Below are 13,620 nucleotides of genomic sequence, written 5' to 3' on the forward strand. Positions count from 1 at the left end.
GGGGTTCAAAAAATTAGTCTGCAAAGTAGTTCACGGGTAATCCCGGGGTCTGCACACGGGTAAAGAACACGGCGCCAGAGTCGGGAAAACACGCCAGTTCAGCCGGGCTGCGCCCATGGCGGGCGCTTGTGATGTACAGGGTTTTGAGGTCTGCGCCGCCAAAGCAAGGCATGGTGGGGCATTGGGCCGGGGTTTCGAGCTGCTGCAGCAAGCGGCCGTCGGGCGCGAACTGGCAGACGCGCCGGCCCTCGAACATGGCGACCCAGTAGTTGCCCAGCGCATCCACCGCAGCACCATCGGGGCGGCCTTGGTAGCTGCGGTCTTCAAAGGTCCATCCTGCAGGTTTGGGCGGGAACTGCAGGTGCAGGCGGTGCCTGCTCAGGGTGTTGGCTTGCAGCTCATAGTCCCAGGCGTGCACCACGTGGGCCGGGGTATCGGCCCAGTACAGGGTACGGGTATCCGGGCTCCAGGCCAGGCCGTTGGCAGTGAGCGCATCACCGGCCTGGCGTTGCACTTGCGCACTGCCCGTGCGTGCGTCAATGGAGAACAGTTCGGCGGCGTGGCGGGCCTTGGGCTCGTCAATGGTGCCCACCCAGAAGCGGCCCAGGGTATCGCACTTGCCGTCGTTGGCACGCACGGTTGAGGTGTCGTAGGGCAGCGTGGCGATCGGTTGCAGTGCCCCACCCCAGACAGGTGCACGGAATATTCCCTGGCGCAACGCAATCACCAGCCCGCCTTGGGTGGCCGGGGCGATGCAACCGGGCTCACTGGGCATGTCCCAAGACTCGACCTGGCCATGGGATGGGTGGGCGCGCAGGATTTTTTTGCCGGGGATGTCCACCCAGTACAGCATCTGCTCAACAGGCTGCCAGAAGGGAGATTCACCCAGTTCGTAATGGTTGGTGCCCAGCACCTGCCAGTCTGTGGGTGTGTATGGGAGGGTGCTCATGCCACTTTCTCCATCTGGATGCGCATGGTGGCTGAAAAGGTCTCCCCGGCTTGCAGCACGCGCAGGCCCAGCGACTGCGGGCTCTGCCCGGCCTGCTGCGCCAGGGCCAATGCGTTGTTGACGTGGCTGACCGGCTCGATGGCAATGCTGTCGCGCCCGGGTGTGGTGAACACCACCAGGCAGTCGAGGTCGGAGCTGACCTGCAGGCGCAGCCCGCCTTCGGTGAGTTGCAGGGCGCCGCTCCAGCCGTCAAAGCAATGGTCCACGTCCAGGCGGGTGCAGTCGGTGTCCAGTCCGGGGCTGGGTTGGCGCTGGGTGGGGAGCTTGTCGGCACCCATGTCCCAGCGGCCGGTGGCAGCGAACTGGATGCGGGTTTGTGCCGACTTGGCAAAGTAGGGATGCCAGCCCAGGCCCGCCGGGGCGGCCTCGGCTGCGCGGTTGGTGATGGACAGGCGCATCTCCAGGGCGTTATGGCCAAGGCGGATGGTCTGGCGGCCCTCAAAGGCAAAGGGCCAGGATGCATCGGCCTGGTGCTGGTAGGCCAGCACCGCATGGCTGGCGCTGGCTTCTTCGACCCGCCAGGCGCGCTCCCACGCCACGCCGTGGATGGTGTGGGGCTCAGGCGCGAAGTTCTGCGGCAGCACGTAGTCCTGGCCTGCCCAATGCAGCTTGCGATAGCCGATGCGGTTGGAAAAGGGCAGCAATGGGTAACTGCCGGACACACGCACCGACGCGAGTTCGGCTGCGGGCGTTGACTGCAGCACCGGTTGCTGTCCGCGCCACAGCCCCGCAATGCAGCCGCCCAGGTCGGGACGGAGTTCGCAGCGCAAGGCGCCGTTTTCAAGCAGGAGGGAGGTCATGGCGGAATTGTGCATTGCCAAGCCCCCATAAAAGAAGCCCGGCGCAACTTCGGGGTTACCAAAGTTGCGCCGGGCTGTGTCGCCAGAGTCAGCTGGCGGGGGCGGGAGCCTGGGGCTTAGCGGCCGTAGGCAGACTCGCCGTGGGAGGTGATGTCCAGGCCTTCGCGCTCGTCTTCTTCGCTGACGCGCAGACCGATGGTCTTGTCAACAATGAAGTAGGCAACGAAGGACACCACACCAGACCAGACCACTGTGGTCAGCACGGCCTTGGTCTGGATCCAGACCTGGGCGCTGATGGAGTAGTCGGCAGACGTCACCATGGTGGCTGTAACCCAGTCGGCTACATAACCAGGTCCGCCCAGGGCTGGCGAGTTGAACACGCCAGTCAGGATGGCACCCAGGATGCCGCAGACGCCGTGCACGCCGAACACGTCGAGCGAGTCATCAGCGCCGAGCAGCTTCTTCAGACCGGTCACGCCCCACAGGCCGGCAAAGCCGGACAGCAGACCGATGATCAGCGCGCCGCCGATGCCGACGTTGCCGCAGGCCGGGGTGATGGCCACCAGGCCAGCCACAGCACCGGAAGCAGCGCCCAGCATGGAGGCCTTGCCCTTGTGCATGGCTTCACCGATACACCAGGTCAGCACGGCAGCAGCGGTGGCACCGAAGGTGTTGATGAAGGCCAGGGCTGCAAAGCCGTTGGCTTCCAGAGCGGGGCCGGCGTTGAAGCCGAACCAGCCCACCCACAAGAGCGATGCGCCGACCATGGTGAGTGTCAGGCTGTGAGGCGCCATGGCTTCCTTGCCGTATCCGACGCGTTTGCCGATGAAGTAAGCACCGATCAGGCCGGCCACGGCAGCGTTGATGTGCACCACGGTACCGCCGGCGAAGTCCAGCGCACCGGTTTGCCAGACCATGCCGGCCTTGGCGTTCATGGCATCAACCACATCCTTGGCGGAGTAGGCATCAGGTCCCATCCAGAACCACACCATGTGGGCAATAGGAGCGTAGGAGAAGGTGAACCACAGGACCATGAAGGCCAGGGCGGCGGAGAACTTGATGCGCTCGGCAAAGGAGCCGACGATCAGGCAGCAGGTGATACCGGCAAACGTGGCCTGGAAGGCGGCAAACACGATTTCAGGAATGTAGACACCCTTGCTGAAGGTCGCGGCGTTGGCAAAAGTGCCGGCGGCGTTGTCCCAGATGCCCTTCATGAAGAGGCGATCCATTCCACCCACATAGGCATTGCCTTCGGTGAATGCCAGGCTGTAGCCGTATATGAACCAGAGCACGACGATCAGCGAGAACGTCACCAGCACCTGCATCAGCACGGACAGCATGTTCTTGCTACGCACCAGGCCGCCGTAGAACAGGGCCAGTCCGGGAACCGTCATCAGGATCACCAGCAGGGTGGAGACCATCATCCAGGCGGTGTCGCCCTTGTTGGGCACGGGCGCCGGAGCGGCGGCAGGTGCGGAGGCATCAGCGGCCGGCGCTGCAGCAGCAGCGGGAGCCGCTTCGGGTGCGGCGGCGGCAGGGGCAGCAGCCGCGGCCTCAGATGCGACAGCTGCCGGGGCGGCGGTCTGTGCTGGCGCAAACGTGGCGGCAGTCAACAGGCTGAGCCCCAAGGCGAGGGAGACAAGCAGTTTTTTCATGGTTCTTTCCTTTATGTGTGGGTCAGAAGGGCTTAGAGCGCTTCTTTGCCTGTCTCGCCAGTGCGGATGCGCACGACTTGTTCCACGTCGTAAACGAAGATCTTGCCGTCACCGATTTTTCCGGTGCGTGCAGCGCCTTCGATGGCTTCAATGACTTGCTCCACCAGCGCGTCATCAATGGCCGCCTCGATCTTGACCTTGGGCAGAAAATCCACCACGTATTCGGCACCGCGATAGAGTTCTGTGTGGCCTTTTTGGCGACCGAAGCCTTTGACTTCGGTAACGGTAATGCCTTGCACACCAATGCCCGACAAGGCTTCTCGCACCTCATCGAGCTTGAACGGTTTAATGATGGCCGTTACGAGTTTCATGTATTCACCTCAGCTAGGTAACAGGGGTTGCAGACACCGGGCATAAACAGCCGGTTTCTCCAAAAATCAGGAGATAGTCTCTCTAAGCAGAGTCCGTGCCAACCTGTCCTCGCAAGTCTTTGTGTGATCGTGTGCACCAAATCATGCGTCATGCGTTGCTAGAGCTGTATGAAAAAACAGCAAGCACACTGTTGGTGCAATGGCGTAAAGCGCACTCGAAGCATGCGCACTCTTTTGGGAATTCTGCATATGAGCCTGTCTTTGGTGCAAAGTCGTGCCCTGTTGGGTCTGGAAGCGACCAAGGTGATCGTAGAAGTGCATTTGGCCAATGGCCTGCCCAGCTTCACCTTGGTGGGCCTGGCCGACGTGGAGGTGAAGGAAGCCCGCGAACGCGTGCGCTGCGCCATCCAGAACTCGGGGCTGGAGTTTCCAACCAACAAGCGCATCACGGTCAACCTGGCGCCAGCAGACCTGCCCAAAGACTCTGGTCGGCTGGACTTGCCAATCGCCTTGGGCATATTGGCCGCCAGTGGGCAACTCGATGCGCAGAAACTGCTGGGCCACGAATTTGCGGGCGAGCTGTCATTGTCGGGCGAACTGCGACCGGTGCGCGGCGCCTTGGCGATGGCACTGACGTTGATCGATGCGGCACCGCCCGTGCGCCTGGTATTGCCCCCCGGCAGCGCCGAGGAAGCAGCGCTGGTGCCCGGCATTACGGTTTACCGCGCGCGGCATTTGCTGGATGTGGTGCGTCAGTTCCTGGCCAGTGGCATCACCTTGGCAGAACCCCAGGATGCAGCCGACGCCGAAGCCTGGTGCCGCCTGGAACCCGCTGCACCAAGGGCACGCGCCGCCATAGCCGACATGGCCGATGTCAAGGGGCAGACCGGCGCCAAACGCGCGCTGGAGATTGCAGCAGCGGGGGGACACAGCCTGCTGTTGGTCGGGCCGCCAGGTTCGGGCAAGTCCATGCTGGCGCAGCGGTTCGCGGGGCTGCTGCCAGACATGAGCGCAGAAGAAGCGCTGCAGAGTGCAGCCATCATTTCCCTGAGTGGACGCTTCAGCCCGGAGCGCTGGGGCCAGCGGCCAACCTGTTCGCCCCACCACTCGGCCAGTGCCGTGGCCCTGGTGGGCGGGGGCTCGCCACCACGACCCGGTGAAATTTCACTGGCGCACCACGGCGTGCTGTTTCTTGACGAGTTTCCCGAATTCAACCGCAGCGCGCTGGAGGCGCTGCGCGAGCCTCTGGAGACGGGCAACATCACCATTGCACGAGCCGCCCGGCGGGCGGAGTTTCCGGCCCGATTTCAGCTCATTGGCGCCATGAACCCCTGCCCCTGCGGCTACCTGGGCAGTGCGGCCCACCGCTGCCGCTGCACGCCGGACCAGATCAGCCGCTACCAGGGGCGCTTGAGCGGCCCCCTGATGGACCGAATCGATCTGCATATTGAAGTGCCTGCCTTGTCCACCGATGACTTGCTGATGGCCCCGGCGGGGGAGTCCAGCGCCCTGATGCGGGCCCGCTGTGTGGCTGCGCGGGAAAGGGCCATGCGGCGCCAAGGCAAGACCAACCAGACCTTGGCCGGACAGGAGATTGACCTGCATGCGAAGCTGGATGCGGCCACCGCCCAGTTTCTGCGCACGGCGGCCCTGCGCCTGGGCTGGTCCGCGCGCGGTCTGCACCGTACACTCAAAGTAGCCCGCACCATTGCCGACCTGGACGACAGTGCCGCCATTGAAATGATCCACGCCGCCGAGGCGCTGCAGTACCGGCACGCCAGCCCACTTGACGGATGAGGCACCGATTGCGGCAGCCAGGTATTGAAAGCTGATTATTTCGCACATAGTGTTTCACCCTGCGCTACGATGAACATCCAGCGTGGCAACACGCATACTGCACCTGCATATGAATTCAAAGCTTCAACACATTGACCAGATCCCTGTTGCCCACGGCATTTCCGGCTCCGATCTGGCAGCCAGGCTGCTGTCCGCACCAGAGGCCTTGACGGGCCTCACCATGGAGGAGGCCCTGGTTGTGGTGCGCTACATGACCCCGCGTTTTTTTCCAGCCAACACCCGCTTTATCCGCGAGGGCGATGCAGGTGACAGCGGCTTCATGGCGCTGCTGATCGATGGCGATGTGGTTGTGGAGCGTGTCACCGTGAGCCGGACCGAACCCGTCACCATCCGGGTCCTGGGGCCGGGCAGCCTCATTGGTGAAATAGGCCTGGTGGACAAGGAACCCCGCTCGGCGTCCTGCACCGCCGGTACCGACGTGTGGTGCGCCATCCTGACGCGTGAAGCCATTGAAGCCATGATCAAGCGCGACCCGGTGGTGGCCGCCCGGCTGTTGTTGGGCGTGTCGGCCAATATTGCCGAGCGCCTGCGTGACACCAACCGGCAACTCAAACTGTATGCACGCCTGGCCACCGCCATGCGGGAAGAACTGGCCAGTACCAGCACGCCAAGTTCGGCCACGAGTTCCGTGCGCCCCAGGGAATAGCCCAACTTGCAATAGCGGGACAATGGGCCTGTTGGTGGGTCGCGCAGCCGCTCAAGGCTTGCACCCATTTGTCCCCAGTCGCGCCCCCTTTTCAGAATACCTCCCTTGTCTCCCCTGCAAATTCTTAGTGAAGTCTTCGGCTACGACCAGTTTCGCGGGCCCCAACAGGCCATCGTCGACCACATGGTGGCGGGCCACGATGCCCTGGTCCTTATGCCCACAGGGGGCGGCAAGAGCCTGTGTTACCAGATTCCGGCCATTGCACGCCAGCAGGCTGGCCATGGCGTGACCGTTGTTGTCTCCCCGCTGATTGCGCTCATGCACGACCAGGTGGGAGCCCTGCACGAGGCGGGAGTTGCCGCCGCATTCCTTAACTCGACTTTGAGTGGCGATGAGGCCTACCAGGTGGAGCAGCGCATGTTGCGGGGAGAGATCACCATGCTCTACGCCGCACCCGAGCGGCTGACCACACCCCGCTTCCTGGCTCAACTGGAGTCGTTGTTTGCACGCGGACAGCTCAGCATGTTTGCGATTGACGAAGCGCATTGCGTAAGCCAATGGGGCCACGATTTCCGCCCCGAATACCGGGCACTCTCGGTGCTGCACGAGCGCTTTCCTGGTGTTCCGCGCATGGCACTTACCGCCACCGCTGATGCCCTCACGCGCGATGACATTCTGGAGCGGCTGCAGCTGGAAGACGCACGCGCCTTTGTCAGCAGCTTTGACCGCCCCAACATCCGCTACACGATTGAAGAAAAACGTGACAGCACGCTGCAACTGCTGCGCTTCATTGAGCGCGAGCACGAAGGTGATGCCGGCATCGTCTATTGCCAGTCGCGCCGCAAGGTGGAGGACATGGCCCAGACCCTGGTGGATGCAGGCATCAACGCCCTGCCCTATCACGCCGGGCTGGACAACAAAGTGCGGCAAAAGCACCAGGACCGCTTTTTGCGCGAAGACGGCATTGTGATGGTGGCCACCATTGCCTTTGGCATGGGAATCGACAAGCCTGACGTTCGCTTTGTGGCGCATCTGGACATGCCCAAGAACATTGAAGGCTATTACCAGGAAACCGGGCGTGCCGGGCGCGACGGCCTGCCCGCGCAGGCATGGATGGGTTATGGGCTGCAGGACGTGGTGAACCAGCGCCGCATGATCGACGAAAGCCCGGCTGGCGAAGAGTTCAAACAGATCATGCGCGGCAAGCTCGATGCCCTGCTGGGTCTTGCCGAAGCCACCGACTGCCGCCGTGTGCGGCTTCTGGCCTACTTTGGTGAAGACAGCGCGCCCTGCGGCAACTGCGACAACTGCCTGCATCCGCCTGCCATTTGGGATGGGACCGACGCAGCCCGCAAGCTGCTCAGCACCATTTACCGCATCCAGCAACAAAGCGGCATGGGCTTTGGGGCGGGGCATCTGATGGACATCGTGCGCGGCAAGACCACGGAAAAGGTAACACAGCATGGGCACGCCGCCTTGAGCACCTTTGGCCTGGGCGCTGCTTTTAGCGAGCTGCAACTGCGCGGCGTACTGCGCCAGTTGATTGCCATGGGTGCAGTGCGGGTGGATGCACAAGCCTTCAACACGCTGCAGCTGACAGAACAGTCGCGCGCCGTACTACGGGGCGAGGTGCAGGTGCAGTTGCGCGAGTCGGCGGCGGACGCCGGGCGCAAGCCCAAACGCAGTGCCCGCCTGGGAGCCGTCGTCAAAGCCCCCATCACACTGGACAGCGATGCCTTGCTGCGTTACTCCGCCTTGAAGGCCTGGCGTGCGGAAGTGGCACGCGCCCACAATTTGCCCGCTTATGTGATTTTCCATGACGCCACCTTGGCCGCCATCGCCCAGCGTGCACCGCACTCGCTTGCCGATCTGCAAGGCATCAGCGGAATTGGGGCCAAGAAGCTCGAAGCCTATGCCGAGGAAGTTTTGCGCGTCGTCAACCTGGGCTGAAAACGCGGCGGGGCTGACCTGCTGCCAGATCAGCCCCGCGCCATACGGACCCCAGGTTACTGGTGGAAGCCGCTTTCAAAGGACATGGCGGCACCGGTCATGGTGTTCTGCAGGCGGGCGATGGCGCGGTGATGGCGCTCGCAGGCAACAGTCTTGCTGGCTTGTTGGCGGTGGTGCTGGATGAGAACCTGCAACTTGCTGCGGCAGGCATCCAGGGCGCCCGCGAAATTCAGTGCGATATAGGCCGAGTGGTCATTGTGGGTCTGGCGGAATTCGTCAGACCAATAGTTGAACAACTGCCATTTGTAGGTGCCCTTTTCAGGGACCTGGATCGTATTTCTGTGCATATTAAAAGTGATGACTTTGAACACGGATGCATGTCGCATGTTTCAGCATCCCCCTGCAAATATTGACGCGCCAGCCAGGCGAACGGTTGACACAAGGGTGTAAGTACTTGTTAGCCACAAGCGCTCTGGGCGGGCGATCTCCATAAAAGCTAGAATCCCGCCATCTCATTTCGCAAAGGCTTTTCATGTCCGCTCCCCATACCGAAGCGCAACCACACGATGCAGTGGAAGCCGTCGTACCAATGATCCCGTTCGTGTTGCCCATCGCTGGCGCAGTTCTGATTTTCTTGTTGGCCTTTATCGCGGTATCCATGGCCTGATGCCAGTTTGCAGCGGCCTTTGCCGCTGCAAATAGCCTGCTGGTTCCTGGCAGGACTTGCAGCTGTGTTTTTTTGACAAGCAACTGCTACCTATACCCCTCCCTGTTTTGTTTTCCCTGCGCGCGGCTTGTGGTCACGCTTGAGCCGCCGCATGGCAAAGCCATAACCAAGCCAACCCATGGCAACTTCATTCCACACATAAAGTGATGCATGTTTTGCATAACTTTTCTATGTAATCTATTGGTAACTTGGGTACCGGTTCATAGAATTGGCGACCATCCCAAATACGCGCTGCTTTTGGTACGCGTTTTGGAGTCGCCTTCTCAAAGATATCCCGGGTCTTCTTTGAAAAGACGATTTTCAAACTCAGGAGCTCTTTCATGAATTCACCGGTAATGCAGGGACTGACCGTAGACGCACCCAGCTACGTCAAAAATGCGCGACTCATCGCCTGGGTCGCTGAAATGGCGGCATTGTGCAAACCCCAGTCCATCTACTGGTGTGACGGCTCCGAAGAAGAGTACCAACGCCTGTGCCAGCAACTGGTTGACGCCGGCACCTTCAAGCGTCTCAACGCAGCCAAACGCCCCAACAGCTTCCTGGCATGCTCCGACCCCAGCGATGTGGCCCGGGTGGAAGACCGCACCTTCATCTGCAGCGCCAAAAAGGAAAACGCCGGCCCCACCAACAACTGGATGGAGCCCTCCGAGATGCGCGCCCTGTTGCAGACAGGCAAGGACGGCCAAAAGGCCTTGTTTGACGGCTGCATGCGTGGCCGCACCATGTATGTGGTGCCCTTCTCAATGGGCCCGCTGGGTTCGCACATCGCCCATATCGGCATTGAGCTGAGTGACAGCGCCTATGTGGCAGTGAACCAGCGCATCATGACCCGCATGGGCAAAGCCGTATACGACGTGCTGGGTGTGGATGGCGCATTTGTGCCCTGCGTGCATACCGTAGGCGCCCCACTGGAAGCCGGGGCGACAGACGTGAAGTGGCCCTGCAGCCCCACCAAGTACATCGTGCATTACCCCGAGACCCGCGAAATCTGGTCCCACGGCTCAGGCTACGGCGGCAATGCCCTCTTGGGCAAAAAGTGCTTTGCCTTGCGCATCGCCTCCAACATGGGAAGAGACCAAGGCTGGCTGGCCGAGCACATGCTGATTCTGGGCGTCACCAACCCCCAGGGTAAAAAGTACCACGTCGCCGCCGCCTTCCCCAGCGCCTGTGGCAAAACCAACTTCTCCATGCTGGTGCCGCCCGAAGGCTTTGACGGCTGGAAGGTCACCACCATTGGTGACGACATCGCCTGGATCAAGCCGCACACCGACGGAAAGCTCTACGCCATCAACCCGGAAGCCGGCTACTTTGGCGTGGCCCCGGGCACCAACTTCCACACCAACCCCAACTGCATGGCCAGCCTGGACAAGAACGTTATCTTCACTAACGTTGCGCTGACTGACGACGGCGATGTGTGGTGGGAAGGCATGGAGAAAGACACCGGCTCGCTGCCCACGCACCTGATCGACTGGCAGGGCAAGGATTGGACCCCGGCCATCGCCAAGGAAACCGGCGCCAAGGCCGCACATCCCAATGCACGCTTTACCGTGACCGCCACCAACAACCCTGCGCTGGATTCAGCCTGGGATGACGCCAACGGAGTGGCCATTGACGCCTTCATCTTCGGTGGTCGTCGCTCCACCACCGTGCCACTGGTGACCGAAGCCCGCAACTGGGTGGAAGGTGTTTACATGGCAGCCACCATGGGCTCCGAGACCACCGCCGCCGCTGTGGGCCAAATGGGCGTTGTGCGCCGTGACCCCTTTGCCATGTTGCCCTTCACCGGCTACAACATGAGTGACTACTTCCAGCACTGGCTGACCATGGGAGACACACTGGCCCAGTCGGGTGCCAAGTTGCCCAAGATCTTTACGACCAACTGGTTCCGCAAGGGCGAGGATGGCAAGTTCGTCTGGCCCGGCTATGGCGAAAACATGCGCGTACTCAAGTGGATGATTGACCGCCTGGAAGGCACAGCCCCGGGCGTGGAAACCGGCTTCGGCGTGGCGCCTGCTTATTCCGAAATCACCTGGAAAGGCCTGGACTTCACACAGGCGCAGTTCGAATCAGTCACCAGCCTGAACAAGGAAGACTGGAAACAGGAAATCGCCCTGCACACCGAGCTGTTCACCCAGCTCGCCTACCACCTGCCCAAGGAACTCGAAGAAACCAAAACCCAACTGGAAAAGCGCCTGGCAGTCTGATTCGAAGACATACGGTGCGTCCGGACTGGGCGCACCAACAAAAAGGCCACCGCATGCGGTGGCCTTTTTGTTGGCTTGAAGCAGGAGGTTCAGTCCGCCTGGCGCGCGATAGCCGCGCGGATTTCATCCATCACGCGGGGATCATGGCTGGCCATTTCCCACATACGCGCTTCGTCCCGGGCCTGACGCGCAGATACGAGACTGCGGACGAAACCGCCAGAGACATAAGCGGCCAACTGGCGCATAGACGAGGTCAAAAGGGCCAAGACCGCGAAGACTACGGTCCACAGCGCCACCCAACCGGCCAGCAAATGGCCATCGGTCCAGGTGTCTATGACCTGATCGGCCACCACCAGCAAGGCCGCCATGGCGGCTGCCAGCAGCATGCCGGCCAGTGTGCGTGATCCATCCAGCGAGGCGCCGGTGCTACCAATCAGCAGGGGGCTGCTATTGGTGCAGGCACGGGGAGCGCTGGCCAACTCAGGCTCGGCAAAGCGGGCCATGGCAAATTCGCGGGAGAGGTTCACAGAGGACGTGTTGTAAGTAGACATAAGCTGGATCATAGGGTTTTCACTAATGACGGTCTACTTTCCATTAGTGATCTTACCTATTCATATAATGAATACATGAAACCATCAAACAGCGCGGCACCAGGCTTCAATCTGCGCACCTTCGACCTCAACCTGCTCAAGGTGTTTGATGTGGTCATGACGGAGCGCAGCCTGACCAAGGCAGCCAAGCATCTGTCCCTGACCCAACCTGCCGTCAGCAATGCGCTGCGCCGCCTGCGCGAATCCTTGGGGGACGAGTTGCTGGTGCGCAAGGGCCGCGCACTGCAGCCCAGCGCCCGGGCACTGGTGTTGTGGCCCAGCGTTCAGGAAGCGCTGCGCAGCCTGCAGGCGTCCCTGGCACCCAGCCTGTTTGACCCGGCCACGGCAGATACGGCGTTTGTTCTTGCCATGGCGGATGCGACAGCGGCCGAACTGATGCCCGGCCTGGTAGCGGTGCTCGGTGACGAGGCCCCCGGTGTGAGCCTGCGGGTGCTGCCGCTCACCACGCGCGACCCGCGCAAATTGCTGGACGATGGCCAGGCAGACCTGGCTATTGGCCACTTTCCAGCCGCATTGGCCGATCTGACCGCACGGGCCCAGCTTGGTGAGACCGTTTCCTTCATGCACCACCGTCTGTTCCAGGGAGAATACGTCTGCGTCATGCGCCAAGGACACCCGTTTGCCAAAGGGCCTCTGACCTTGCACCGCTTCTGCAATGCCCGCCACATGCTTGTCAGCTTCTCCGGGCGCGCCTTCGGTTTCGTGGATGAAGCCCTGGCCCTGAAGGGCCGCACGCGCCGGGTGGTGCTGACAGTGAACCAGTTCTTTACAGCCGGTAAAGTGGTCGCCAATTCAGACCTTCTCACTGTGCTTCCTCGCCACTTCATCAATGTGACGGGTTTTGCCGACCAATTGGTGCAGCGCGAACTGCCATTTGACGTACCCACGGTTCAGGTGGATGCCCTGTGGCACCATCGACAGGATGCATCCAGCGCCCACGCCTGGCTGCGTGCCAAGGTGCTGGCCTTGGCAGACAAAGCCTTCCCCGCATGAAAATTCAACTCCTGAGCGACCTGCACCTGGAAACCCACCCGCACTGGAAAGCAACACCAGCGCCCGGAGCGGACCTGCTGGTACTGGCGGGTGACATTGGCTCCTACCAAAACGGGCATCAGATGGCAGACCAAGACTTTGGCCTGCGCCAGTTCTCGCCCCTGGAAGGTTGGCCTACACCCGTGGTCTTTGTGCCGGGCAACCATGAATACGACACCTTTGACTTTGACCTGGCCCACGTGCGCTTGCGCGAAACCTGTGAACGCTTGGGATTGATCTGGCTTGAACGCGAAACCTGGATTGCGCCATGGACGGACCGCGATGGCCAGGCCGTGCGCCTGGTGGGAACAACCCTGTGGACCGACTTTGAGGCGCTGGGTGCACCCGAGAAGGCCTACCGTGCGGCCAACTATTACCTGAAGAAAACCGGCACCACCCGGCGCGGTGAGCCCTTTCTGGCGGAGCAGCTCAGGGAGCAGGCGCTGCTATGTCAAGCCTGGCTCAAGCCGGAGTTGGAGAAGGCCTTTGACGGCACGACCTTGGTCATCACCCACTTTGCACCCAGCCTGCTCAGTGCGGACCCGCGCTATGGCATGACGCCCGGAACGGCGGGTTTTTGCAATCCGCTGGATGCCCTGCTGCCCCACGCCAAGCTCTGGCTGCACGGGCATTTGCATGCGCCGTCGGACTATGTGGCGGCCGGTTGCCGGGTGGTAGCCAACCCGTTGGGCTATGCACGCAAGAACGAGCAACTGTGCTTCCGGGCGGCGCACTGCATCGAGCTTTAATGCCCCAGC

The 13,620-nt window shown here is 61.7% G+C and carries 12 protein-coding genes; 6 read left to right on the forward strand and 6 right to left on the reverse strand.

From position 1 onward, the window contains the following. Nucleotides 1-13 precede the first annotated feature (13 nt). The 4 genes from DIC66_RS18685 to DIC66_RS18700 all read right to left on the reverse strand — a co-directional run bounded on the left by DIC66_RS18685 (nt 14) and on the right by DIC66_RS18700 (nt 3,835). A complete protein-coding gene (locus tag DIC66_RS18685; RefSeq protein WP_117179698.1) occupies nt 14-949 on the reverse strand; it encodes an SMP-30/gluconolactonase/LRE family protein in 936 nt (311 codons plus the stop codon). Further along, complete coding sequence (locus DIC66_RS18690; RefSeq protein WP_158558948.1) at nt 946-1,809, reverse strand: aldose 1-epimerase; 864 nt, start codon at nt 1,807-1,809, stop codon at nt 946-948. The genes DIC66_RS18685 and DIC66_RS18690 overlap by 4 nt, the downstream gene beginning before the upstream one ends. A gap of 116 nt (nt 1,810-1,925) precedes the next feature. Then, the gene (locus DIC66_RS18695; RefSeq protein ID WP_117179700.1) at nt 1,926-3,464 is read right to left on the reverse strand and encodes an ammonium transporter; all 1,539 of its coding nucleotides are present in this window, start codon (nt 3,462-3,464) and stop codon (nt 1,926-1,928) included. A 32-nt stretch (nt 3,465-3,496) separates the two neighbouring features. Next, nucleotides 3,497-3,835: a P-II family nitrogen regulator gene (locus tag DIC66_RS18700; RefSeq protein ID WP_117179701.1), complete on the reverse strand. Its 339-nt coding sequence runs from the start codon at nt 3,833-3,835 to the stop codon at nt 3,497-3,499. 249 nt (nt 3,836-4,084) lie between these two features. Between DIC66_RS18700 and DIC66_RS18705 the strand changes: the two genes are divergently transcribed. The 3 genes from DIC66_RS18705 to recQ all read left to right on the forward strand — a co-directional run bounded on the left by DIC66_RS18705 (nt 4,085) and on the right by recQ (nt 8,288). After that, entirely contained in the window at nt 4,085-5,632 is a 1,548-nt protein-coding gene (locus tag DIC66_RS18705) for a YifB family Mg chelatase-like AAA ATPase (RefSeq protein WP_117179702.1), read from the forward strand. Nucleotides 5,633-5,741: 109 nt separating this feature from the next. Next, nucleotides 5,742-6,338 (forward strand): Crp/Fnr family transcriptional regulator, encoded by a 597-nt coding sequence (locus tag DIC66_RS18710; protein ID WP_117179703.1) that lies wholly within the window; start codon nt 5,742-5,744, stop codon nt 6,336-6,338. 66 nt (nt 6,339-6,404) lie between these two features. Then, a complete protein-coding gene (recQ, locus tag DIC66_RS18715; protein WP_420820508.1) occupies nt 6,405-8,288 on the forward strand; it encodes a DNA helicase RecQ in 1,884 nt (627 codons plus the stop codon). Between the two features lie 56 nt (nt 8,289-8,344). On the opposite strand, the gene DIC66_RS18720 is transcribed toward recQ, so the two are convergent. Further along, complete coding sequence (locus DIC66_RS18720; protein ID WP_117179705.1) at nt 8,345-8,635, reverse strand: hypothetical protein; 291 nt, start codon at nt 8,633-8,635, stop codon at nt 8,345-8,347. A gap of 700 nt (nt 8,636-9,335) precedes the next feature. Here DIC66_RS18720 and DIC66_RS18725 point away from each other — a divergent pair. Then, nucleotides 9,336-11,219, forward strand: coding sequence for a phosphoenolpyruvate carboxykinase (GTP) (locus DIC66_RS18725; protein WP_117179706.1), 1,884 nt, complete (start codon nt 9,336-9,338; stop codon nt 11,217-11,219). An 89-nt stretch (nt 11,220-11,308) separates the two neighbouring features. On the opposite strand, the gene DIC66_RS18730 is transcribed toward DIC66_RS18725, so the two are convergent. After that, a complete protein-coding gene (locus DIC66_RS18730; RefSeq protein WP_147321353.1) occupies nt 11,309-11,770 on the reverse strand; it encodes a hypothetical protein in 462 nt (153 codons plus the stop codon). Nucleotides 11,771-11,845: 75 nt separating this feature from the next. Between DIC66_RS18730 and DIC66_RS18735 the strand changes: the two genes are divergently transcribed. After that, nucleotides 11,846-12,823, forward strand: a complete 978-nt coding sequence (locus tag DIC66_RS18735) for a LysR family transcriptional regulator (protein WP_117179708.1) — start codon at nt 11,846-11,848, stop codon at nt 12,821-12,823. Beyond that, nucleotides 12,820-13,611, forward strand: coding sequence for a metallophosphoesterase (locus DIC66_RS18740; RefSeq protein WP_117179709.1), 792 nt, complete (start codon nt 12,820-12,822; stop codon nt 13,609-13,611). The genes DIC66_RS18735 and DIC66_RS18740 overlap by 4 nt, the downstream gene beginning before the upstream one ends. The last annotated feature ends 9 nt before the right edge of the window (nt 13,612-13,620 follow it).

The organism is Rhodoferax lacus, from assembly GCF_003415675.1.
Taxonomy (GTDB): Bacteria; Pseudomonadota; Gammaproteobacteria; order Burkholderiales; family Burkholderiaceae_C; genus Allorhodoferax; species Allorhodoferax lacus.